Origin of the sequence: Novosphingobium anseongense (assembly GCF_037482895.1) — a bacterium.
Classification (GTDB): Bacteria; Pseudomonadota; Alphaproteobacteria; order Sphingomonadales; family Sphingomonadaceae; genus Novosphingobium; species Novosphingobium anseongense.
On sequence record NZ_JBBHJZ010000005.1, the window covers coordinates 85,975 to 109,748 of the forward strand.

Annotated in this window: 15 protein-coding genes; 9 read left to right on the top strand and 6 right to left on the bottom strand. The window is 66.4% G+C overall.

Annotated features, from left to right (window positions below; genetic code table 11):
- Positions 1-43: 43 nt before the first annotated feature.
- Genes WG901_RS20115 through WG901_RS20125 form a run of 3 tightly spaced genes read left to right on the top strand, consistent with a single transcriptional unit; the run spans position 44 to position 5,897 of the window.
- Positions 44-5,020, top strand: a complete 4,977-nt coding sequence (locus WG901_RS20115; RefSeq protein WP_339588913.1) for a hypothetical protein — start codon at positions 44-46, stop codon at positions 5,018-5,020.
- Positions 5,020-5,544: a hypothetical protein gene (locus WG901_RS20120; RefSeq protein WP_339588914.1), complete on the top strand. Its 525-nt coding sequence runs from the start codon at positions 5,020-5,022 to the stop codon at positions 5,542-5,544. The genes WG901_RS20115 and WG901_RS20120 overlap by 1 nt, the downstream gene beginning before the upstream one ends.
- A gap of 14 nt (positions 5,545-5,558) precedes the next feature.
- Entirely contained in the window at positions 5,559-5,897 is a 339-nt protein-coding gene (locus WG901_RS20125; RefSeq protein WP_339588915.1) for a PilZ domain-containing protein, read from the top strand.
- A gap of 10 nt (positions 5,898-5,907) precedes the next feature.
- Here the strand turns inward: WG901_RS20125 and WG901_RS20130 are convergent, their stop codons facing one another.
- From WG901_RS20130 to WG901_RS20150, 5 genes are all read right to left on the bottom strand, one after another.
- Positions 5,908-8,382, bottom strand: coding sequence for a PAS domain S-box protein (locus tag WG901_RS20130; RefSeq protein ID WP_339588916.1), 2,475 nt, complete (start codon positions 8,380-8,382; stop codon positions 5,908-5,910).
- Between the two features lie 95 nt (positions 8,383-8,477).
- Positions 8,478-8,735, bottom strand: coding sequence for a hypothetical protein (locus tag WG901_RS20135; protein WP_339588917.1), 258 nt, complete (start codon positions 8,733-8,735; stop codon positions 8,478-8,480).
- 88 nt (positions 8,736-8,823) lie between these two features.
- Positions 8,824-11,430 carry a TonB-dependent receptor gene (locus WG901_RS20140; RefSeq protein WP_339588918.1) on the bottom strand — a complete coding sequence of 869 codons (2,607 nt, stop codon included), beginning with the start codon at positions 11,428-11,430 and terminating at the stop codon, positions 8,824-8,826.
- Between the two features lie 248 nt (positions 11,431-11,678).
- Positions 11,679-12,341 (bottom strand): class D sortase, encoded by a 663-nt coding sequence (locus WG901_RS20145; protein ID WP_339588919.1) that lies wholly within the window; start codon positions 12,339-12,341, stop codon positions 11,679-11,681.
- Positions 12,338-14,470 carry a marine proteobacterial sortase target protein gene (locus tag WG901_RS20150; RefSeq protein ID WP_339588920.1) on the bottom strand — a complete coding sequence of 711 codons (2,133 nt, stop codon included), beginning with the start codon at positions 14,468-14,470 and terminating at the stop codon, positions 12,338-12,340. The genes WG901_RS20145 and WG901_RS20150 overlap by 4 nt, the downstream gene beginning before the upstream one ends.
- A gap of 177 nt (positions 14,471-14,647) precedes the next feature.
- Between WG901_RS20150 and WG901_RS20155 the strand changes: the two genes are divergently transcribed.
- Complete coding sequence (locus tag WG901_RS20155; RefSeq protein WP_339588921.1) at positions 14,648-15,373, top strand: helix-turn-helix domain-containing protein; 726 nt, start codon at positions 14,648-14,650, stop codon at positions 15,371-15,373.
- Here WG901_RS20155 and WG901_RS20160 read toward each other — a convergent pair whose 3' ends face one another.
- On the bottom strand, positions 15,374-15,967 hold the full coding sequence (locus WG901_RS20160) for a TetR/AcrR family transcriptional regulator (RefSeq protein ID WP_339588922.1): 594 nt from the start codon (positions 15,965-15,967) through the stop codon (positions 15,374-15,376).
- 114 nt (positions 15,968-16,081) lie between these two features.
- Here WG901_RS20160 and WG901_RS20165 point away from each other — a divergent pair, with 114 nt between their 5' ends.
- The 5 genes from WG901_RS20165 to WG901_RS20185 all read left to right on the top strand — a co-directional run bounded on the left by WG901_RS20165 (position 16,082) and on the right by WG901_RS20185 (position 23,683).
- Complete coding sequence (locus WG901_RS20165) at positions 16,082-16,693, top strand: CDP-alcohol phosphatidyltransferase family protein (RefSeq protein WP_339588923.1); 612 nt, start codon at positions 16,082-16,084, stop codon at positions 16,691-16,693.
- Complete coding sequence (locus WG901_RS20170; RefSeq protein ID WP_339588924.1) at positions 16,690-17,283, top strand: lysophospholipid acyltransferase family protein; 594 nt, start codon at positions 16,690-16,692, stop codon at positions 17,281-17,283. Before WG901_RS20165 ends, WG901_RS20170 begins: the two co-directional genes overlap by 4 nt.
- The gene (locus WG901_RS20175) at positions 17,283-18,209 is read left to right on the top strand and encodes a phosphatidate cytidylyltransferase (RefSeq protein ID WP_339588925.1); all 927 of its coding nucleotides are present in this window, start codon (positions 17,283-17,285) and stop codon (positions 18,207-18,209) included. The genes WG901_RS20170 and WG901_RS20175 overlap by 1 nt, the downstream gene beginning before the upstream one ends.
- Before the next feature lie 45 nt (positions 18,210-18,254).
- Positions 18,255-21,650 (top strand): acyl-[ACP]--phospholipid O-acyltransferase, encoded by a 3,396-nt coding sequence (locus WG901_RS20180; RefSeq protein ID WP_339588926.1) that lies wholly within the window; start codon positions 18,255-18,257, stop codon positions 21,648-21,650.
- Between the two features lie 113 nt (positions 21,651-21,763).
- Positions 21,764-23,683: a putative bifunctional diguanylate cyclase/phosphodiesterase gene (locus WG901_RS20185; protein WP_339588927.1), complete on the top strand. Its 1,920-nt coding sequence runs from the start codon at positions 21,764-21,766 to the stop codon at positions 23,681-23,683.
- Positions 23,684-23,774 lie beyond the last annotated feature (91 nt).

Sequence of the window (23,774 nt, forward strand, 5' to 3'; positions counted from 1 at the left end):
GGCCCCTCGCTCGGCCGCGCATGCGCGGCAGGCAGGCCCCGACATGTCCGTTCTCCGGCATCTTGCGCGTATCATCGCCCTGGCCATTTGGCTGATCGCCGCCGTTCCGGCGTCGGCGGGCGATGTCGCGCAAGTGTCGAACACCGCGGTCATGCGCTTCCGCGAAGCGGGCGCGCAGCGTTCGGTCTCGTCGAACACCGTCACGCTCGGCGTGAACAGAACCAAACGACCGACGCGCCTCAACTTCCACCTGCCCCCCGTCGGCAGCATGTTCGATGGCGAAGCCTGCGAGACCACCCCCTCGCTGAAGTTCACGCCTGCACCGATCGAAGAAGCGATGCTGGCACGTTCTCCAGCGGCCCAGGTCCTAGACGTCGATGCGCCCGTCATCATGGTTCTCGAAAACGAGGCCGGCAACCACGATCCGCTAATCCGCGAACACTCGCAGGTGAAGGTCAGCACGGGCAAGGTCTCGCTCGTCGTCGATCTGCTCGAAACCGGTCCGAACACCGGCGTTTTCGCCGGAGGCATCCGTGAAAGGGGCGCCCATCCCGAATTCGCAGCCTGTGACGCCCGCCTCGAACGGGGCGCCTGGATCCAGCTCGACTTCTCCGAGGACGACTTCAGCTATTCTTCCACCTATTCCGAACTTGTCGATCCGGCTGGGTACCTATTCGATTCCCAGACCGGCACGATGATCGATGGTGCCGAAATTTCACTTTACGACGAGAACGAACAATTGGCCGAAGTCTTTGGGGACGACGGCAAGAGCCGCTATCCCTCGACGGTCATCAGCGGGGGGTCAACGACGGACGCGAGCGGCCGCGTCTATCGTTTCGGGCAGGGCAACTACCGCTTCCCGCTGGTGCGCAAAGGCCGCTACCATCTCCGCGTCAAGCCGCCGCCAGGCTACAGTGCGCCTTCCGCGCGACCGCGCCAGGAGTTGGCCAAGCTCAAGGATCCGCGCGGACGGCCCTTCATCCTCAACGACGCCTCCTACGGCAATACCTTTCTCATCGAGAGCGATGATCCTTTCTATTCGGACATCCCCATGGATCGGCAGGGCGAAACCAAGCTCTTGCTGACGAAGGCCGCCTCCGTGCGCGAAGCTTCGCCCGGCGACTTCGTCCAGTATCGCGTGACCGTCGCCAACCGCGGCGAAGTCGCCGCGAGATCGGTCCATGTCACCGATCTGCTGCCGCAGGGGCTGCGCTACGAGCGCGGCTCGACGCGCGGTGCCGATGAGCCTCAAGTCGCGAGCGACGGCCGCTCAATGGCTTTCCTGATCCCGACGATCGCCGCCGGCACCTCGATCGATCTCAGCTATATCGTCACAGTTGCCCCCGGCGCGCCGCGCGGCGAGGCGGTGAACCGCGTCCTGGCCTCGGGCGAAGGGGGCCTGACCGGCAACGAGGCCGCAGCCCCCGTCCGTATCAAGGCCCTGCTGTTCACCGACGGATTCACTCTGATCGGGCGCGTCACCGAGGGCGGCTGCGGCGATCCCTCGGCCAAGCGCAAGGGCGTCCCCAACATCCGCCTGATGCTCGAGGACGGCACTTTCGTCATCACCGACAAGGACGGACTCTACCATGTCGAGGGCATTCGCCCGGGGCGCCACGTCCTTCAACTCGACACTGCCAGCCTGCCTGCAACGCACGAGCCCGTCGCCTGCGACGCCGATACCCGTCAAGCCGGTAGTGCCATTTCCCGCTTCGTCGAGAGCGACGGCGGCCTGCTCAAGCGCGTCGACTTCCAGCTTCGTCCGACCGGTCGCCAGGTCGAGATCGTCAGCAGCCTTCCGGTTGTCGCTTCCGACGCTCACGCAGCCGGTAGCCGCGATTGGCTGCCGTTCGAGCAGCCCGGCATCGCCATGCTGTTCCCGGAAGTCGATCATAATCCGCGCGCTCCGACGCTGCGCGTCGTGATCAAACACTATCCCGATCAGCGCGTGGCACTGCGCCTCAATGGCAAGCCGATCGATCCACTCGCCTTCGACACGACCGACGCCGATGCCGCACGCAACGTCGCGATCTCGCGCTGGACCGGCCTGCCGCTCGAAGAAGGCGACAACCAGCTCGAAGCTCGCGTGCTCGCCGCCGACGGCACGCTGGTCGAGACGTTGACCCGCACGGTCCACGCCGCGGGCGCTGCCGTGACCGCCACCTTCGTGCCCGAGAAGAGTCTGCTCGTCGCCGACGGTCTGACCCGCCCGTTGATCGCGGTGCGGCTGACCGACCGCGCGGGCAAGCCTGCTCGCGACGGCACGACCGTGGCCTTCCGCGTCGACCAGCCCTATGTCGCGGCGGCCGAGGTCGAACTGCAGCAGGCGCGCCAGCTCGCCGGTACCGACGGCGCCGACGCCACGGCCCGCGTCACCGGCGACGACGGCCTGGCCTTCATCGCGCTCGAACCCACAACCCAGGCTGGTGCAGTCCACGCCACGCTTGCGCTCGGAGATCGCGACGCTGCACGGACCGGCGACATCCGCGCCTGGCTCGCGGCCGCACAGAAAGACTGGATGATCGTCGGCTTCGGTTCGGGCACGATCGGCTACGATACGCTCAAGACGCGCTCGAGCACCCTGCCCCGCGGCGAACGCGGCAAGCTCGTCACCGACGGCCAGCTCGCCTTCTATGCCAAAGGTCGGATCAAGGGCTCTTGGCTGCTGACCCTGGCCTATGACAGCGACCGCAGCTTCGATCCCGACCGCGGCCTGCTCGGCACGATCGACCCGAACCGCTACTACACGGTCTATGGCGACGGTTCGCGCCAGGGCTACGATGCACCCACGCGCCGCAAGCTCTACGTCCGCCTCGAGCGCCGCGAATTCTACGCGCTGTTCGGCGATTTCGAGACCGGCCTGACCCGCACCCATCTCGGTCGCTACAGCCGCACGCTCAACGGCGCCAAGGTCGAATACCAGGGCAAGACCGTCAGCTTCACCGGCTTCGCCGCGCACAGCGAAGAGCGCTATGCCCGCGACGAATTCCAGGGCAACGGCCTGTCCGGCCCCTATCGCCTCTCGGCCCGCGACATCATCCCCAACAGCGACAAGCTGCGCGTGGAAACCCGCGACCGCCTGCGCCCGGAACTGGTGGTATCGAGCGAACTGCTGACGCGTCACATCGACTACGACCTCGACGTGGCATCGGGCACGATCCGCTTCCGCCAGCCCGTGCTGAGCCGCGACCCCCAGCTCAACCCGATCTTCGTCGTCGTCGAATACGAGACCTTCGGCCAGGGCAAGAAGCTCGTCGCCGGCGGCCGCGCCGCGGCGAGCCTCGCCCAGGGCAAGATCGAGCTCGGCGCCAGCGCCATCCGCGACGAAAGCCTTGGCGAAGGCAACGGCACGATCGCCGCCGTCGACATCAGAGCCAAACCGACGAAGAATACCGAACTGCGCGGAGAAATCGCAACCGGCGGTCGTCAGGGCATCAATTCGGGCCGCGCCTGGCTGGCCGAGGCCGAGCATCACGGTCAGTCGCTCGACGTGCTCGTCTATGCCCGCCAGCAGGACCGCGGCTTCGGCCTCGGCCAGCAGAACCTGATCGAGGCCGGTACGCGCAAAGTCGGCGCCGACGGCTCCTGGCGCCTGAACGACAAGCTGACCTTTACCGGCGCGATGTGGCATCAGCAGCAGCTCGACGCACCGGGCACGCGCACTGCCGCCGACGCTCGCCTCGAATACCGTCGCCAGGGCGGCACGATCTTTGTCGGCGGCCAACTCGCGCTCGATCGCGGCATGGATGGCAAGGAGCGCAATTCTAAACTGCTCACGATCGGCGGCAGCCAGGCGCTGTTCGACGGGAAGGTCGAGATTTCGGGCCAGACGCAGTTCGCGCCCGGCGGCGACAAGGCCAGCACCGACTTCCCCGTCCGCCACCAGATCAACGCCGCCTGGCGCGTCAAGGACGGCATCCGTCTGCTCGGCGGCTACGAGATCGCCAAGGGCGACGACTATACCGCGCACACCGCGCGCGTTGGCTTCGATGTCGCACCCTGGACAGGCGCCAAGCTTACCTCGACGCTCAATCAGCAGGCCGTGGCCGAAGACGGACGTCGCACTTTCGCGCAGTACGGCCTCAGCCAGTCGCTGCCGCTCGGCGCTCACTGGACGATCGACGCCTCGCTCGACGCCAGCAACACGGTCAGCGGCAAGGTCTCGAAGAACGCCGCGATCGGCGCGTTCCAGCCAATCGGCGTCGGAAGTGGGTTTGCCGGCCAGAACGATGCCGGCGATTTCACCGCCGTGACGCTCGGCGCGACCTATCGCGCGGCGCGCTGGTCGTGGAACGGCCGCGTCGAATACCGTCGCGGCGACAAGGACAATCGCTGGAACCTGACCACCAGCGTCCTGCGCTCGCTCGGCGAAGGCAAGACCCTGGCGGCGGGCCTGCGCTATTCGCGGCTCCGCCAGCGCGACGGCGCGACCGGCTCGTCGCTCAATGCCGACCTGGCGCTGGCGCTGCGGCCGCTCGACAGCCGCTGGTCGCTGCTCGAACGCCTCGAATTCCGTAGCGACAAGGCCGATGCCGGAATTACTGCGGGCAACGTCCTCGGCATCTCGACCGGCATCGGCGGCTTTCAGTCGACCCTGCGCGTGGTCAACAACCTCGCGGTCAACTACCGCAGCGGCGCTGAAGGCGACGGCCACGGCTTCGAGGCCACGCTATACTACGGCTCGAAGTGGGTGCGCGGCAGCTTCGCCGACGACGATTACACCGGCTATGTCGACGTCATCGGCTTCGATCTGCGCAAGGATCTGGGCCGCCGCTTCGATATCGGCGTACAGGGATCGATGCAGCACGCCTGGAACCGCGGCGCCAAGGCTTTCAGCTTCGGCCCCTCGGCCGGTTTCTCGCCGGGCGGCAACCTCTGGGTCAGCGCCGGCTACAACGTCGCTGGCTATCGCGACCGCGACTTCGAGAATGACCGTTACACCCGCCAGGGCGCCTATCTGACGATGCGGCTGAAGTTCGACCAGGCTTCGATCGGTCGCGCGCTTGGGAAAGCCCGGTGATGCGCCACCTTCTCCTCCCTCTTCTCGCGCTCGTCAGCACCTCGCCGGCGCTGGCCGACCCGCTAACGATCACCAAGACGGCGACGGTGATCTCGGACCCGCTCGGCTATACCGCGACGCCGCGTTCGCTCCCGGGGGCCGTCGTCGATTACAAGGTTCTCTATGTAAATCCGAACGCGAACTGGCTTTGGCCCGTCCGCAACATCGTCAGCGAGGATCTGCTGCCGGCAAACGTGATCCTGCGCGTGACGGACATCGCGACCGCGGGCAAAGGCCCGGTCGAATTCTTAGACGGCAGCCTGCTTGGCACCGGACTTGGCGGCAGCGGGCTCAGCTATACCTTCACCAGCCTGGCCAGCACCACGGATGGGATCGACTTCTACAACGGCACCACCTGGACCTACACGCCGCAGCCCGATGCCAGCGGCTACGACGCCAACGTCCGCGGCATCCGCGTCCGCACCACCTCCACGTTCAACACCGGCACCCAGTTCCAGCTGCGCTTCCGCGTCAAGATTCGCTGAAAACAAGGATAGAAATGACCCATTCGAGTGCCCCGTCCCATTCCGCCGGCCGCGATGATCTTCCTTTCGGCGAGCGCAGACGCGAGGGCCGCGCCAATCTTACCGCATCGGGCATGCTGATCGTCTCGGGCGACGAGCACGCCTGCCGCGTTCGCAACTTGTCACCGCACGGCCTGCGCGCCGATGGCCCGGGCCTGCCTCAGCCTGGCCAGCGCGTCCACATCGAGATACCGGGCCTTTCACGCGTGGCCGCTGTGGCCATATGGCGCATCGACGGCCGATGCGGACTGCGTTTCGAGGCGCGCCAGGACGTGCACCTGGCGCTGGCAGGGCGGGCGAAACCTTTGGCCTAGCTTCGGCGGATCACGTCTCGTCGAGGATTTCCTCGACGCGCTTGGGAAAGCCCTGAATGTCGAAGGGCTTGGTGACGATCTGCATGCCCGGCGAAAGCCAGTCGTCGTCGCCCGTCGCCGCATGGGCATAGCCGGTAACGAAAATGATCTTGAGCGAGGCGTCGAGCGCGCGCCCGGCATCGGCGAGTTGTCTTCCGTTCAACCCCGGCAGGCCGACGTCGGTGATCAGCAGGTCGATCGCCTCGCCGCCGCGCAGGATTTCCAGCCCTGCCGCGCCGTTGTCTGCCTCTAGCACGCGGTGCCCGGCCTCTTCGAGAACGTCGACCAGCAGCATGCGCACCGCCGGCTCGTCCTCCACCACCAGGATCGTGCGCTGCTGATCGGCCTGGACCACCTCCGGCTTCAGGCTCGGCACCAATTCGGGCGCGAGATCGCCCTCGGCCCAGGGCAGGCAGAGGCGAACCGTCGTGCCCCGGCCGACCGCACTTTCGATCTCGACGAACCCATCGGACTGGTGCGCGAAGCCATAGACCATCGATAGACCCAGGCCCGTGCCCGAACCGATGGGTTTGGTCGTGAAGAACGGTTCGAACACTTTCTCGATCGTGCCCGGTGCCATGCCGCAGCCGTCGTCGCGCACCGTGACCGCGACATAGGTTCCCGGCTGCGCGAACTGGCCGTGCGCGACTTGCGCCGAGACGACCGCATGGAGCCCGGTCTCGATGACGAGCTTGCCCCCGTGCGGCATCGCGTCGCGCGCGTTGATCACCAGATTCAGCACGGCGTTCTCGAGCTGATTGGGATCGCACTTGGTAACGAGCGCCTCGTCGTCGCAGCGCAGTTCGAGGCTGACGGCTTCGCCGAGCGACTGATGGATCAGATCGGTCATCCCGCCGATGAGCATCGCGGGTTCGACGAGACGCGGATCGAGCGGTTGGCGGCGGGAGAAGGCCAGCAGCCGCTGAGTCAGCGCAGCCGCGCGCTGGGCGGACTCGATCGCAGCCTGCGAATAGCGCTCGAGCCCATCGAACCGGCCTTGCGCGATGCGGCGCTGCATGAGATCGAGCGAACCGACGATTCCGGTCAGCAGATTGTTGAAATCGTGGGCGATCCCGCCGGTAAGCTGACCGACGGCCTCCATCTTCTGCGCCTGACGCAGCGCATCCTCGGCCGCCGACAGCGCCGCCGCACCAGCCTTCTGTTCGGTGACGTCCCGGCCATAGGCATAGACGAGGTCATCCTCCATCGCCGTGTGCCACGATACCCAGCGATAGCTGCCGTCGCGCGTGCGGAAACGGTTCTCGTAACCGGTGAGATCGCCCTCACCCAGGGCCGTCGCGAGCGCCGCCGTGCTGCTTTCGAGATCGTCGGACATGATGAAATCGGCAAAGGGATGGCCCACGACCTCGTCGGCGCGGTGGCCGAAGACGGTCTCCCAAGAAGGGCTTACCGCTCGGAAAATGCCGGTGGAATCGACCACGACGATGAGGTCACGGCTGTGCGCCCAGATGCGGTCGGCGCGTCGGCGCTCGGCTTCGAAAGCCGCGATATTGGCGAGGGCACCGCTGATCTGCCCGGCGATCAGTCGGCCGAAGTCAGCGATATCGGGATCGTCGCGACGATAAGGGTTGAGACCGAGGAACAGCCTGCCGAATACCGGCTGATCGCCCGTTCCGGGGACCGGCAGGATCAGCGCCTCGCGTGGAGCGATCGACCAGGCCCCCGTCGGCCAACTATGCGCGGGATCGAGCCGGACGAGACCACCTTCGCGCAACGACGGAGGCTCTTCGGGCCAGACATGGTCGGCGCCTGATGCGCCATCGTCGCAGCAAGAGAAGCTTTCGCTGCTCTCGCCATGGGCGAGTTCGATCAAGGCAAACGGAAAGTCGCGGCGGTTCGTCCCGAACACGTCGCAGACCGCGCGGCGAACCTGGGCCCTGTCGGTGGTTCCGACCAAGCCCATTCCGAGTTGGCGCAGAGTCTCGAGCCGCCGCTCGCCGATGATCCGCTCTGTCTCCTCGCTGACCACGCAGAGCATGCCCTGAACCGTACCCTGGGTGCCGTAGAGCGGGCTGTAGGAAAAGCTGTGATAGGTTTCTTCTTGATAGCCACTGCGCTCGAGCAACAGCATCAGTGCCTGATTCCAGGTCGACTCTCCGGCACGCACACGCCCGACCTGATCGGCTACGTCGTCGTAGACCTCCGCCCAGACCTCTTGAAACGGGCGACCCAGCGCGTGCGGATGCTTGACCCCAAGCGTGGGGATATAGGCGTCGTTGTAGAAGAAATGCAGGTCGTCGCCCCAGCCCAGCCACATCTCGAAGCGCGAGGTGAGCAGCATGCGCAGCGGAATCTTGAGGCCGTCCGGCCAGGATCGCGGATCACCGAGCGGCGTCGCGGTCCAATCGTGCGCGCGCATGGACAGCGCCATCTCCGAACTGCCGGGGAAGATGTCTTCCAAGTCGTTACCGAGGAACCGAAACATCCAACCCCCGCGCTGCCGGTACCTTCTACAACGCATCGATGGCGGATTCGATGCAATATCGCCAAGCTTGGCGCGTAGTTACCCGTCCGGCGTGATCAGAGCCCGATCTTGTCGAGCGCCACAGCGAGTTCGGCGCTCATCGCCGCCTCGTCCTTGGGAGTCAGTCGATTCAGCACGGTCTGGACGCGCGTCTGCGCGACCTGCAGGGTCTTGTGCCGCACCTCCCGCGTGGCATTGGTCCGCCAGGAACGGCTCCCGCCAAGCAGGGCTGCCCATTTGGCTTCTTCGGCGGCGAGCACAGCCAAGGCGAGGCGTAGACCGTCGCGGCGGCCATGGGCGTATTCGTCTGACATCGGACCGCTCTGCCAGAAGAGTACCGGTCCGTCACCTGCAGCTAGGAGCCTTCGACCTGCCGACAGGCAGGCCGAAGGCTCCTAAGCATCAGTCGGCCATGGCGCCGAAGCGGAACTTCAGCCGCAGCCCGTACATGCGCGGCATGCCGAGGCTCGCATATTCCACGCCGGTCGACTGCCAGCCGCCGCCGAGGAAGGTGTAGTATTTCTCGTTGGTCACGTTGGTGACAAAGGCGGCCAGATCGATCGGCGAGCCGGCAATGCCATTCCACGCGAGGTTGAGGTTGAGCAGGTCGAAGGCGGGAACCGTGCCGAACGGCGTTACCGCCGAGGCCGAAGTGACCTGGCTCGACGTGTGCACGTAGGTCGCGCTGATCGTGACCTTGCCGACGCTCTCGTCGAGCGGCAGTCGGATCGACGGTGTGAGCGAGAGTTTGTGCTTGGGCGAGAGCGGCAGCGGCCCGCCGAGGTCCGAGTTCGGCGTTGCCGGCAGATAGCCCGGGAAGTTCACCGGGATGAAGCTCTTCAGCTGGGTATCGAGATAGGTATAGCCCACTCCGAGGCTGAAGGCCGAGTAGCTGGCCAGGGCATCGATTTCGAAGCCCTGAATGCGCGACTTGCCGGCGTTGACGATGGCCTGGGCCGGCGAGGCGGTCGACCCCGGCGAGGGAATCAGCGAGGCGGCGAGCTGCTGGTCGCTGAAGTCGTTGTAGAAGCCGGCAATGTTGAAATAGCCGCTGAAGTCGCCGCGGAACGAGAGCTTCGCGCCGATTTCATAGCTTTCGACCTTTTCGGGGCCCCAGCCCTGCGGGATCGTGTTCGAAGCGTTGATGTTGCCCTGACGATAGCCGCGCGCATACTTGGCATAGAGCATGACGTCGTCGGTCGGCTTGTAGTCCAGGTTGATCAGCCAGGTCGGCTTCTTGGTCGTCTGGCTTGCGCTCGACGCCGGCAGCGCGCTGACGCAGGACTCGCCGCTGGGCGCCGGGACGGCATTGTTCGCGGCGCAAACCGCATTGTACTGGTTGGGCGCGAAGAAGAAGAGCTGGCGCGTGCCGCCCTGCGCCCGCGTCTTGTCGATCGTGTAGCGAAGGCCACCGGTCAGGGAGAGTTGATCGGTCAGCTTGTAGGTCGCCTGGCCGAAGAAGCCGATGTTCTCGTACCAGTAGCGCGTCAGCGAGTTCTGCAGCAGGCTGGGAATCTGCGGCGAGCCGAAAGTGTTGATCGGCGTGCACTGCAATTGGCCGACGTTCGAGCACGACAGCGTCGCGAGGAACGGCAGCAATGTCCCCGCCGGCAGGCCCAGTCCTGCAGGCGCGGGCGAATAGTTGACGTAGCTGATGTTGGAATAGGTACCCTGGAACGGGCTCAGCGGATCGGCACGCTCGTAATAGCCACCCAGAACGTAGTCGAGCCGGCCGTCGCCCGACTTGCCCTGAATCTGGAATTCCTCGGTAAAGGTCGCCTGCTCGACGTTGGCTAGACCCTGCGCCGGATAGACGCCGACCCAGGTGAAGGGCAGACCCGTCCAGGCCGGGTTCGGGCTGGCCGGGAAAGTGTAATTGTCGTTGCCGATCAGCAGGCTCTGCTTCTGGCGGAACTGCTGGTAGCTGGCGATGTTCTTCAGGGTGACCGTGTCGCTGACGCGCCACGTCGTGGTGTTGGTCACGCCCCACTGCTTGATCTTGAGGAAGGGATCGGCGTTGCCCGATTCCACGTCCCAGAAGCCATCGCCCCGCGCGCGCTGGCGCGCCACGGTGCCGGCACAAGCGAGCGGCGCGAGGAACGAGGCGGTGGACGCGAGAGTCTGTCCGGGCAGGTTGACCTGCGGTGAGCCCGGCAGCGGATAGCGCGAGCGGTCGACACCGGCATCGCAACCGACGGCGTTGACGGCGATGATCTTGCCGAAGGTGCCGTTGGTGGTCGATTCGCTATAGCGCGCGATCAGGTAGTTCTCGAGATCGGGCGTCAAATCGGCCACGATCGCGCCGCGGATCGCCCAGTAGTCGACGTCGTCATAGTCGGCGGGTCCGATGCCCGACCTGTTGCGGACGAAGCCGTCGCGCTTCTGCCGTTCGAAGCCCAGGCGGACCTTGAAAGTATCGGCCAGGGGCACGTTGAGCACGCCCTGGAGCCGATACATGTCGAAGTTGCCGATCGAGCCCTCGATATAGCCGCCGAGTTCGTCGGTCGGCTTCTGCGGCACGATCAGCACCGCGCCGCCCGTGGTGTTGCGCCCGAACAAGGTACCCTGCGGCCCCTTGAGCACCTGCACGTTCTGCAGGTCGAAGAACTGGCCGACGCCGGCACCGTTGCCGCCGGCCGTGCCGCCGTTGGCGCGCGGGCCGATCACGTCGGCGAAATAGGTCGCGACCGAAGGCGAGGTGAAGTTCTCCTGGGTGAAGCCGCGGATCGCGAAGGCGGCAGTCTCGGCGCCGAAGCGCGAGTTGGCCGAGAGCGAGGGCGTATAGGTGGCCAAGTCGTTGCCCGAAACGATATTGCGCGCCGTGACCTGCTCTTGATTGAACACCGTCATCGAGATCGGCACGTCCTGCAGACGTTCCTCGGTACGACGGGCGGTCACGATGATGTCGCCTGCTCCTGCGCCGTTGTCCGACGCGTCCTGCGCCATAGCCGGTGCTACCCAGGTCAACGCGGTCGTCGCCACCAAGGCGCACGTGATCGATGCTCTCATGCCTCTCACTCCCATCCTGTTCCCAATGCGCATCCCCGCCTGCCTTTGCCGGCAAATCAGGAACGGCGTTCTCGAAACCTGACGCATTCTCTTTTCAAGCGCAACCGCGATCCAATGTATTCATCGAGTTCGGGTCAAATACTGGCAATTCTGCAACGTAGCGTTCGATTGAATCACAATTGGTCCGACACGACTCATCAACTTGGCAAGGCTTGCGAAGCCGCTGATTGCGCTAACATCAATCAAAATCACGTGATTCGTTCAGCCCATGCAACCCTGCGCCACGGCCCGCCGTATTCCGCACCCCCAAAAGGGTAACAGGTGGCCAGAGCCAATAGGGGACGAGCCGGGTCGCGCGGGTAAGAAAATGTATCCCAGCGAACGGTCTCAAATCGCACGACGCGATAACGCTCCTCGGTCCCGGTGACATATTGCAGGGTGATCTCGTCGCCCTCGAGGAGATCGCGGACAAAAAGGAAATGTGTGTCGCGATGTGCAGCGAGAACGGTGACTGGACTGGCCGCGTCGCCCTGCTTGAGCACGGCCGGCCCGCGTGCGAGTTGCTCGTGCGTCGCCGCGCCGGCCAAGACGATCTCCTCGACGCCGAGACGGGCCACTGTGATCCGCGCGATCGGACCGCTGGCCGGCAGTGCCAGGGCTGTCGCAGCGGGTGCGCCGACCGGACGAATCCGACGGATCGCCTGCCCGCGCGCCGCCTGTTGCGTCGCAAGTGTGGTGCGATGGGACTCGAGCCGGCGCGTGAACTCGCGCGCCAGCCCATCCTGGGCCAGCCCGGCGCGGACCGGGACCGCGACACCCTGCGTCACGGAACCGAGACCCGCGATGCAAAGCGCCAGCGAAGCGGCGGCAATCACGCCCCGCGCGCCGCGGTGCCAGCCTGCCGCGCTCACGAGCGCAGCTCCACGACGTGGCGACGGCGCAGGGTCATCAGGCCGACGAGCCCCAAACCGAGCAAGGTCAGTCCACGATAGATGGCGCCGAGGAAACCGGTGGCGGTCTGCGGCAGTTTGATCATCTGCTCCTGCTCGGGCGGCGGGGCACTGGCGGCCGGAAGGGGCGCGTCGCGACCGAGCAACCCGTCGAAATCCCAGCCCTTGGGCAGCAGCAACGGCAACTCTTCTTGCTTCAGCCGCGCGCCGTCGGGCCGCGCCGGCGTCTCGTCGACCGCGACGAGGCTCGTCTGGGTAGTGACGATCTCGTAGGTCAGGCCCAGTTCGGCGATCGCCGCATCGGCCGCCTCGCTCTCGAGCTGTCCCGACCAGCGCTGCGCCTCGACATCGCCGATCTTGCGGTTGGCCCAGAGCCGCGCGACCGAGGGGCTTTCCACCGACCGGCCGAGATCGACGCTCTGACTCCATGGCTTGTCGCCGATCTTGCCGGTGACCACGAGCCTGCCCTCGATCCGGTCACCCCTGCCCAGCAGCACCAGCGGCTCGCCGGCGTAGAGATCGGGCAGACGCTCCGGCGTCAGCGACAGCGCCGAACCTTCGACTCTCACCGCCAACTCGCGCACCGCCGGGGCGGTCAGGCGGTTGAGCAGCGCGGTCATCCTGGCCATGACCTCGGCACCGTCGCCGATGTTGGTGTAGGTACCACGCCCGGTCTCGGCCATGCGGTGCATGAGGAAGTTGTTCGGGGCCGAACCGATGCCGACCATGAACACGCGGCTGCGGCCGGCCTTTGCAGCGATTTCGGCCATCATTTCCTTCTCGTTGGAGATCGAGCCGTCGGTCAGGAAAATGACCTGGCGCAGGCCCGTATCCTCGGGGTGATCGTCGATCAGCGCGGCCTTGAGCGCGGGCAACATCTCGGTACCGCCGGCAGCCTCGAGCCCTTCGGTGAAGCGCCGCGCGAGGGCGATCTGCTCGGCGCTGGCGAGGGTCGAATGCTCGAACAGCTGGGTCATCGTGTCGTCGAAGCGGATCACGTTGAAGCGATCCTCGGGGCGCAGGGTGCCGAGCGCGTGCAGCAGGCTCTGCTTGGCCGCAGCCATCGATTCTCCGCTCATCGATCCCGAATTGTCGATGACGAAGATCATCTCACGCGGCGCCAGCTGGCCCGGCTCGACCTTGGCCTGCGGGGTGATCGTGGCCATCACGTATTGCTGGTTGCCCAGCGTCTGGCGGAACAGGCCGATCGTCGGATCGGCGCTGGCCGAGCGCCAGCGCAGTTCGAAGTCGCGGTCAGCCGGCTCCTCACCCGCGGCGAGGGTGACCGTGCGCTCGGCCGGGCCGGCCTCGACGACCGAAATCTTGTGGTAGGGGCTGATGACGTTGGCAGGCACGAAGCCCGGCGCCAGATGCACGGTGATCGACACCGGATTGAGCGAGCGCCCCAGCGCCGGATCGGCAAGCGGCGCGATTACGCGCGCGGCGTCGGCCGTTGCGGCACCGTCGGTCAGGCTGTGCGGCGGCACGTAGCGCGGGCCGACCACGAGCGGCAGCCGCATCGCGAACTCGCCGCCGAGCTGGCGGACGGGCGCCTGATACTCGATCGCAATCAGCACGGTCTCGCCCGGGCCGATGTTGGCCACCGAATTGCGGAACAGGTTGGGCCGGTCGCTCTCGACGAGGCCCGCCTTGCGGCCTTCGGCCTTGGCCTGATCGTAAATCTCGCGCGCTTCCTGACGACGCTTGATCTTTCCGAGGATCACACGCTGGCCGACGACCATCTTGAGCGTATCGACCGCGCCGTCGTCGGGCAGCGGATAGAGGTAGGTCGCCTCCATCCACTTGTCGCTGGTGTTGCGGAAGGCCTGGGTGACGCGCACGCGCAGGATTTGGCCCGAGACGGTGACGTCCATGTCGGTGCCGAGGCGTACCGCGGGCTGCGCCGAGGCGAGGCCCTTGCCCTGGAGCATCAGCGCGCCGCCGGCGGCGGGGTCCTGCCCGTCCTGCGCGCGGGCGTGGGTCGAGACCAGGCACGAGATCACGACCGCGACCAGGGTGATCGTGCCGACACTCAGGCGCTTGCGGGTCTCGCGGTGCGACATGGGGCGAAGGGGGGGATGCAGCAACATGGGCTTGGCTCCGTTCTGTGGAGCCTCTCGACTAGGCATTGGCACCGCCGGACAGCCACGCGAAATGTCCGCCAGTTTCGTCAGGCGGCGGCGCATTCGGACGGCGCTGTGCAAGGCGCTTGACGCGATGTGCGGAAATGTGCGGACTTGTCCGGCGTTTCGGCTAGGGTGTTGGCGATGACCGAACTGCGCAGCGCCGAGAACGAGACCATCGCCACGCGGCTGCGCGAGGAACTGGCGCGGCGACGCATCTCGCGCCAGGCGCTCGCCGACATGGCGCGGATTAGCCTTTCTACGCTCGAAAAGGCGCTATCGGGCGCCCGGCCCTTCACCCTCGCCACGGTGGTGCGGATCGAGGACGTGCTCGGCGCCTCGCTGCGCCAGCAAGCGGCTGCGGCGCCAGGGCTTGAGGCGATATTCGCGCCCGAGGGGATGGGGTCCTACAGCCGGCCGGCGGTGCGCTGGATCGAAGGCTCCTATCTGACCTTGCGCCCAGCCTTCAGCCAGCCTGACGCGGTCTATGCCTATCGCACGGAAATCTATTGGGACGAGCCGAGCGGCCACCTGCGTTTCGCCGAGAGCGAGCGTGCCGACAGCGCCTTTACCCAGGCGGGTTTCGTGTCGATGCCCAACCTCTCCGGGCACACCTATCTCGTCACCAGCGAGCAAGGCCAATACCGTCTTGTCATGCTGGGCCGGGCCACGCGCGAACGGCGAATGTTCGGAATGCTCTCGACCCTGCAGGTCGGCACGGGCTCGCAACTGGTGCCCGTCGCCTGCCCGATCGCCCTGGTGCCGCTCGATCAGATCGAGGTGGTGGAATTCGGGCTGGTCGATGACGATGCCTATCGGGCGCTTCTCGGTCAGGCCACGACCAGCGACTTCTGCCGCTGGTACGGCTGATCAGGATCTGAACCGCGCCAGCGCGTCGTCCACCCTGTCGAGCGCAGCGGCCAGCGGGTTCTGTTCGCCAAGTAGCGCGAAGGTCCCATTCAACGCGAAGTAGCAATGTCCGTGCACCGTCGCGAGCAGCGAGCGCGCTAGCGCGGGAGCCTGCGCGACGTGTTTGGGCGGCAGTTCGCTACGGATCTCACGCACGACGACCTCGGTGATCGCGGTCACCTTGATCCGGTAGTCCTCGGGCATGATCTCGTTCTCCGGCAGGCGGAAATCGTAGAGCGCGGTCCAGGCGTTGCGCTGGCCCAAGGCGAAATCGAAATAGGCGTCGATCGCCGCGCGCAGCCGGTCCTGCTCGCGCCCCTCGAGATGCGCTTCGAGATCGGCGAGCCAGCGATCGAGCGTCTCGCCGTTGATCGCCAGGATCAGCTGATCGTAGGAGCCGAACACGTTGTAGATCGTGCCGATCGAATAGCCGATCGCCTTTGCTACCTCGCGCGCCGAGAACTTGGCGAAGCCGACTTCGACCATCTGCCGATGTCCCTCGGCGACGATCAGCGCGCGCAGCTCCTCACGGGAGTGATCCGATCTTCGACCCATAACCGGACGCTACCTTTTCAATTGAACACTGTCTATTATTTTAATTGAACAGTGATCAATATCATGCAATCTCATGCCTGGCCGGCGATTCGAGCCGGTCTTGGAGACACAACGATGGTTGAGATCGCCAACCGCAGACCTCTCCGGTCGCGCCAAACCGGCTGGGCCAAGCGGCTCGTACAGGTGCTGTTGAAGACGCCGCTGACGCCGAACGCCGTATCGGTCGCCGGCATCGGCTTCGCCGCTTCGGGCGCGGCCTGCTTCGTCTTTGCGGGCACGCAGCCGCTGCTCTGGCTCGGCGGCGCGCTGTTCATCCAGCTGCGCTTGCTCGCCAACCTGATGGACGGCCTGCTCGCGGTCGAAGGCGGGCGCCAATCGCCGACCGGCGCGCTGTTCAACGAGTTTCCCGACCGCATCGAGGACGCGCTCCTGCTCGTCGCCGCGGGTTACGGCGCCGGCGTGCCGACGCTCGGCTGGGCCGCAGCCCTGCTCGCGATGGGCACGGCCTATGTCCGCGCGCTCGGCGGTTCGCTGGGCCTGCCGCAGGACTTCCGCGGGCCGATGGCCAAGCAGCACCGCATGGCGCTGCTGACCGCGGGCGCCCTGGCGAGCCTCTTCGTCCCCGCCCTGCCCTGGGTACTCGGCGCGATCGGCTTCGGCGCGGCGCTGACCTGCCTCCGCCGGCTCACGCGCCAGGCGCGCCTGCTGAACGAGGCCGCGCGATGATCGGCAAAGTCCTTCTCGCCGCCACGCGCTTCCTCGTCGGCGGCCACGCGCGCTGGCAGGGCTGCGCGCCCTCTCCCGCGCAGCGGATCTACTTCGCCAACCACTCGAGCCACCTCGACACGGTAATTCTCTGGGCGGCGCTGCCCGAGGACCTGCGCGCCACGACGCATCCCGTCGCGGCGCAGGACTACTGGGGCAAAGGCCGCGTGCGCCGCCATATCGCGACCAAGGTGCTCAACGCAGTGCTGGTCGACCGCACCGCGCGCCACGATCCGCTCGCCCCTTTGCGCGCCGCGCTCGACCGCGGCCATTCGCTGATCCTGTTCCCCGAAGGCACGCGTGGCTCGGCGCCCGAGCCGGGTCCGTTCAAGGGCGGCCTGCACCACCTCGCGCGCGACTACCGCCACGTCGAGCTCGTCCCCGTCCACCTGACCAACCTCGCGCGCGCCTATCCGAAAGGCGCGATCCTGCCCGCGCCGATCGTCTGCACCGTCAGCTTCGGCGCGCCGATCGCGCTCGCCGACGACGAGGCCAAGCCGCTCTTTCTCGAACGCGCGCGCCAGGCGGTCCGCGCGCTGGGAGACCTGTGATGAACGACAAGATGATCCTGCTGATCGGCGGCGTCTTCGCACTGCTCGCCCTGGCCTCGGCCGTCGGCTTCGTCCTCTCGCGCCGCAAGCCGAGCGAGACCGTCACCAACCTCAACGCGCGCATAAAGGCCTGGTGGGCAATGGTCGCGGTCTTCACCGTGGCCTTCGTGGTCGGCAAAGAGCTGACCATCGCGCTGTTCGCGCTGACCAGCTTCTGGTGCCTGCGCGAATTCCTCTCGATCACCCCGACCCGGCCCGAGGACCACCGCGCCGTCGCGGTCGCCTTCTACCTGTTCATCCCGCTCCAGTATTGGCTGATCTGGCTTGGCTGGCAGAGCCTGTTCGCGATCCTGATCCCGGTCTGGGCCTTCCTGCTGCTGCCCGTGCTTGCCGTGCTCAAGGGCGAGACCGAGGACTTCATGGCGCGCACCGCGCGCATCCAGTGGGCGCTGATGCTCTGTGTGTTCTGCATCAGCCACGCGCCGGCCCTGCTGATCATCCGCATCCCGGGCTTTGCGGGGCAAAACTTCCTGCTGCTGTTCTTCCTGATCACCGTCGTCCAGCTTTCCGACGTGCTGCAATACGTCTTCGGCAAGCTGTTCGGGCGCCACAAGGTCGCGCCGCGTGTCAGCCCGGCGAAGACCTGGGAAGGCCTGATCGGCGGCGGCCTTGCCGCGACCGCGGTCGGCGCCGGGCTCTGGTGGATTACGCCTTTCGCGCCGTGGCAGGCCGCGCTCATGGCGCTGGTGATCGTGCTGTCGGGCTTTGCCGGCGGGCTCGTGCTCTCGGCCGTCAAGCGCTCGCTCGGCGCCAAGGACTGGGGGACGATGATCGAGGGCCACGGCGGCGCGCTCGACCGGATGGATTCGGTCAGCTTTGCCGCACCGGTGTTCTTCCACCTCGTGAACTACTTCTTCGCGGCATGATTTTAACAATTTCTGGTATTCGCCAAGACGAATGGGGGAATAATCGTGTCCGCACCTGACCTGTCGCTTCTGACCAAGCGCCGCTTTGCGCCGATGTTCGTCGTCCAGTTCCTGGGTGCGTTCAACGACAACCTGCTCAAGTTCGCGATGCTCTTCCTCGCGAACTTCGTGATCTACAAGGCCGAGCCGGCCCGGGCCGAAATGCTCGCGGTGATCGCGACCGGGCTGTTCATGCTGCCCTATTTCCTGTTCTCGGCCCTCGCCGGACAACTGGCCGATCGCATCGACAAGGCGCGGCTGGTGCGCTGGATCAAGCTCGCCGAAGTCGCGATCATGACGATCGGGCTCGCGGGCTTCTGGTTCGAGTCGATCCCGGCGCTGCTGACCGCGCTGTTCCTGATGGGGCTGCACTCGACGCTGTTCGGCCCGGTCAAGTATTCGATTCTGCCGCAGCACCTGGGCGCGAACGAGATCACCGGCGGCACCGGCCTGATCGAGGCAGGCACCTTCCTGGCGATCCTCGGCGGGCAATTGCTCGCGCAGTTCATTCCGGCCTGGGAAGCGGGGCTGACGGCGATGGGCATTGCCGCGCTCGGCTATCTGGCCGCGCTGGCGATCCCGCCGGCGCCACCCCTCCGTGGCGACCACCCGATCGACTGGAACGTCTGGCGCGGCACGTGCGAGATCATGGGCGCGGCGCGCCACGGTGGCGGCGTCTGGCTCTGCATCCTGGGCATTTCCTGGTTCTTCGCCGCGGGCGCGGTGCTCGTCTCCGAGTTCGCGCCGCTGGTCAGCGGCACGCTTGCGGCGCGGCAGGAGGTCGCCACGCTGTTCCTGGTGGTCTTCTCGCTGACGATCGCGGTCGGTTCGCTGGCGGTGAACAAGCTGCTCGGCGGCGAGGTTTCGGCGCGCTACGTGCCGGTGTCGGCGCTGGGGCTGGCGCTGGGCCTGATCGACCTCGCCTTTTCGACCAGCCATTTCGAAGTCCGCACCGTCGGTGCCTCGGTCGAGCAGTTCCTCGCCACGCCGGGCGCGATCCGCATCCTGATCGACCTCGGACTGGTCGCCTTCTCGGGCGGCATGTTCATCGTCCCGCTCTATGCGATCCTCCAGGTCAAGAGCCCGCCCGAGGAACGCTCGCGGATCATCGCCGCGAACAACGTCATCAACGCCGGCGTCGCCGTGGTCTGCGTGCTGGCGATCACCGGCCTGCTGGCGCTGGGCGTCGACGTGCCCGGCCTGATCCTCGCGCTGGGCCTCGCGACCTTGCTGGTGGCCTTCGTCTCGATCTGGCTGTTGCCCGAGACCTTGTTCAAGGCCGCGATCAAGCTGATCCTGCGCCTGCTCTACCGCGTCGAGGTGAGCGGCATCGAACATATGCCCAAGCCCGGCGAGCGCGCGGTCGTCGTGGTCAACCACCTGAGCCTGCTCGACGGCGTGCTGCTCGGCGCCTTCCTGCCCGGCAAGCCGACCTTCGCGATCAACACGCAGATCGCCAAGGCCTGGTGGGTCAAGCCGTTCCTCGGGTTGTTCGAGGCCTTCCCCGTCGATCCGACCAATCCGATGGCGGCCAAGGCGATGGTCAAGGCCGTGCGCGAGGGTCGCACGCTCGTGATCTTCCCCGAGGGCCGCATCACCGTGACCGGCGCGCTGATGAAGGTGTTCGACGGCCCCGGCATGGTCGCCGACAAGGCCGACGCGCCGATCATTCCGCTGCGGCTCGACGGACCGCAATACACGCCGGCTTCCTATCTCAAGGGCAAGGTCCGCCAGCGCTGGTTCCCCAAGGTCTCGCTGACCGTCCTGCCGCCGCGCCGCTTCGCCATTGAAGGCGAGATGTCCGCGCGCGAACGCCGCGCGATCGCCGGCCGCCGTCTCTACGACGAGATGAGCGCGATGATCTTCGACACGACCGACACGAACCGCACGCTGTTCGACGCGCTCTGCGAGGCGCGCGCGGTCCACGGCGGCCAGGCGCTGGTGGTCGAGGACGTCAAGCGCGAGCCGCTGTCCTACGACCGCCTGCTGATCGCCGCGCACCTGCTCGGCGGCAAGCTGGCCGCGGAAACCCGCCAGGGCGAAGCCGTCGGCCTGCTGCTGCCCAATGTCAGCGGCGTCGCGGTCGCCTTCTTCGGGCTCCAGGCGCAGGGCCGCGTCGCGGCGATGCTCAACTTCACCGTCGGCCTCGCCAACCTGCGCTCGGCCTGCACCACGGCCGAGATCCGCACCGTGGTCACCGCGCGCGCCTTCGTCGACCAGGCCAAGCTGCACGAGACGCTGGCCGCGCTCGAGAGCGACGGCTTGCGGATCGTCTATCTCGAGGATGTCGGCGCGAGCATCGGCAGTGGCGCCAAGCTGTGGACCGCCTTCCGCAAGCTGGCGATTCCCGGCCGCCACCGCAGGCTGGGCATCGCGCCCGATGCGCCCGCGGTGATCCTGTTCACTTCGGGCTCCGAAGGCGTGCCCAAGGGCGTGGTGCTGACCCACCGCAACCTGCTGTCGAACCTGGCGCAGCTCGCCGCGCGGATCGATTTCAACGCCAGCGACGTCGTGCTCAACGCGCTGCCCGTGTTCCACTCGTTCGGCCTGACGGGGGGCACCCTGCTGCCGCTGCTCAACGGCATCCGCACGGTGCTCTATCCGAGCCCGCTGCACTACCGCATCGTCCCCGCGCTGGCCTACGACTGCAACGCGACGATCCTGTTCGGCACCGACACCTTCCTCTCGGGCTATGCGCGGATGGCGCACGGCTACGACTTCTATTCGGTGCGCTACATCTTCGCCGGCGCCGAGCGCGTGCGCGACGAGACCCGGCGCGTCTATGCCGAGAAGTTCGGGCTGCGCGTGCTCGAAGGCTACGGCGCGACCGAAGCGGCGCCGGTGATCGCGGTCAACACGCCGATGCACTACCAGGCTGGCACCGTCGGCCGGCTGCTGCCCGCAATCGAGGCGCGGCTCGACGACGTGCCGGGGATTACAGAGGGCGGAAGGCTCTACATCCGCGGGCCCAACGTCATGGCCGGCTATTTCCTCGCGAGCGAACCCGGCGTGCTGCAGCCGCCGGCCGAGGGCTGGCACGACACCGGCGACATCGTCACGATCGACGCGGCCGGCTTCGTCACGATCCGCGGCCGCGCCAAGCGCTTCGCCAAGATCGGCGGCGAGATGGTCTCGCTGCCCGCGGTCGAGGGCTATGCCATGGCAGTCTGGCCCGAGGCCGAGCATGCCGTCGTCACCAAGCCCGACGCCAAGAAGGGCGAGCAGCTCGTGCTGTTCACCACGGCCGCGGCACCCGACCTCAAAGCCTTGCAGGAATGGGCGCGGGCGAACGGCGTGACCGAGCTCATGCTGCCGCGCGACATCCGCTCCATTGAGGCGCTTCCGGTGCTGGGTACGGGCAAGACGGACTATGTCACCCTGGGCCAATGGGCCACCAGCTGACCTCCATCCCGTTACCGAGCGATCTACATCCGATTCGGTTGTTACAACCAGCCATTTTGACCAGCTGTCAACGACTTCGCGTTACGCCGGGTCGGATGGATGGACGATTCTCCTTGCTGAAACGGTACCGCTATGCGGCCGGTGCGACGGATTTCGAAGTCGCACAGGTCTCCAAGCTGCAGCGCCAGATCGCCCCGCTCTATTCGCTTCTCTCCTTGAGCGCCGCCTCGCTCGCCTTCACCCATCGCCACGTCGCGCCGACCGTATTGACGCTGATTCTGCCGGCCCTGCTCATCACCGCGTGCATCGTCCGCACCGTGCGCTGGATGATGATGCCAACCGACCGGCAGGTCACCCCGGCGGAAGCGCGCGGCCTGCTGCGGCGAACGCTGATCATGGCCGGAATCCTGGCGGTGCTCTTCGTATCTTGGGCCATCGCGCTCGACCATTATGGCGGCCCCTATGAGCAGGGGCACGTCGCAATGTTCGTTGCGGTCACCGTGCTCGGCTGCGTGTTCTGTCTTGGCTATCATCCGCACGCCGCAGCCCTGGTCTGCGCCATCGTCATCGGCACCTTCCTCGCCTACTGCCTGTCCAAGGGCTCCGAGGTGATCTCCGCCATCGCGATCAACATCGCGCTGGTCACCGGCGTGATCCTGAAGGTCCTGCGCGATTCGTTCGCCGGATTCCTCAGCCTGGAATTGTCGCAGCAAGCGCTCGAACAGAAGCGCGCCGAAGCGCAGGAGCTCAGCGAGGAAAACGCCCTGCTCGCACAGACCGACCCGCTCACCGCCCTGCCCAACCGCCGGTATTTCTTCGCCGAGCTCGATCGCCTGCTCGCCGATGGCGCGCAATCGTTCACCGTCGCCTTGCTCGATCTCGACGGCTTCAAGCCGGTGAACGACACCTATGGCCACGCCCAGGGCGATCAGCTGCTCCAGATCATCTCGCAACGCCTGCGCCATGTGGGCGCCGGAGAGATGGTGGTCGCTCGCCTGGGCGGCGATGAATTCGGCGTGCTCATGCGGCTCGACGCGCGTGACGCCATGGCCCGAGGCCAGATGTTCTGCGACATCGTCAAGGAGCCCGTGCCACTCCCCGAGGCGACCGTGGTGGTCGGCTGCTCGTTGGGCCTGGCGAGCTATCCGGATGCCGGCCAGACCGCGCAGGACCTGTTCGACCGCGCCGACTTCGCGCTCTATCACGCCAAGGCGCAAAGGCGCGGCGCCTGCGTCGTCTTTTCGAGCGAGCTCGAAGAACTGATCCGTTCGGAACAGGCGATCGACAGTGCCTTCCAGGCCGCGGACCTCGATGGCGAACTTTCGGTCGTGTTCCAGCCGATCTTCGCGACGCGCGAGCTCGAACTCGTCGCAGTCGAGGCGCTGGCACGATGGGAATCGCCACAGATTGGCACGGTTTCGCCCGAACAGCTGATCGCCGCCGCCGAGCGCGTGGGCATGGCCCGCCGGACCACCCTGACGCTGTTCGACAAGGCGCTCGTAGGCGCGGCCCGGCTGCCACAGAACGTTCGCCTGACGTTCAATCTGTCGGCACTCGACATTGCCGACGAAGTGACCGTGACGTGCCTGCTCGAACGGCTCGCTGCTTCGGGAGTCGCACCGCGTCGGATCGTGTTCGAGCTCACAGAGAACTCGCTGATCACCGATATCGGTACTGCGCGCCTCTCGCTCGAAAGACTGCGGAACACGGGCGCGCAGCTTGCTCTGGACGATTTCGGCACGGGCTTCTCGAGCCTGTCGACCCTCCACGAGCTGCCCTTCGACATTCTCAAAATCGATCGCAGCTTCGCCGCGCGGCTCAACGACCAAACCGGCCGTCGCCTCGTCAGCGCCATTCGTGGCCTGGCGCAGACGCTGTCGCTGCAATGCGTGCTGGAAGGGATCGAGACCGAGCAGCAATTGGTCGAAGCCACGCTTGCAGGCTTCGACTATGCGCAGGGCTATTATCTCGCCCGGCCCGGCAAGATCGAGGACGTCATCGAGAGCCTCGGGAAGCACAAGCGCGCAGCCTGACGCGCAAAGGCCGCCGAGCCCACCGGCTAAGCGCTTGACTGAGACCGCGGACGCGACACCCTCGCGAGACATCGGACATCGCGGGCAAGGC